The sequence below is a fragment of the Sandarakinorhabdus sp. genome (genome assembly GCF_032115815.1).
GTDB lineage: Bacteria > Pseudomonadota > Alphaproteobacteria > Sphingomonadales > Sphingomonadaceae > Sandarakinorhabdus.
In genome coordinates, this window is record NZ_JAUMBI010000218.1 from 7,279 (window position 1) to 7,699 (window position 421).

Here is a 421-nt window from a genome sequence, read left to right on the forward strand (position 1 = left end):
TGAGTAGTTCGGGACCACCTGCTGGCTCGCCATGGCCTTAACACGGAACAGCCAAGCCAACTGAAGTGCGTTCGCGCTCAAGTGCACATCCGTCTTCTTGGCGCTGTGGCACAACTCTGGTTCCACCGAAATGTCCGGGATCGAGAAGAACGCGCAGAATCGTTGCTCCAGGACGTCAATGTTCTCGCTCGCACGAACCCAGCCCCGGCGCAGCATCTCGCGCACGGGAAACTTCTCGTACAGCTTCGCCTTTCGAGCGACGTTATCGTTCGGGAGTTTGATTTTGGAGAGCTGATATTGGCTCTCCAAATTCATCCAGTAGTCGGGGGAGATGCCAAATGCGTCAGCCAAGCCCTTGGCAGTCTCGGGCGTAATGGCACGCTTCCCAGCAATCAGTTCGCTGATCAAGCGAGGCGGCCGG

Annotated in this window: 1 protein-coding gene; it reads right to left on the reverse strand. The window is 57.5% G+C overall.

What is annotated here, in order from left to right:
- A partial coding sequence (locus tag RT662_RS12640) for a helix-turn-helix domain-containing protein (RefSeq protein ID WP_313671062.1) occupies positions 1 to 408 on the reverse strand: 408 nt, incomplete at its 3' end.
- Positions 409 to 421 lie beyond the last annotated feature (13 nt).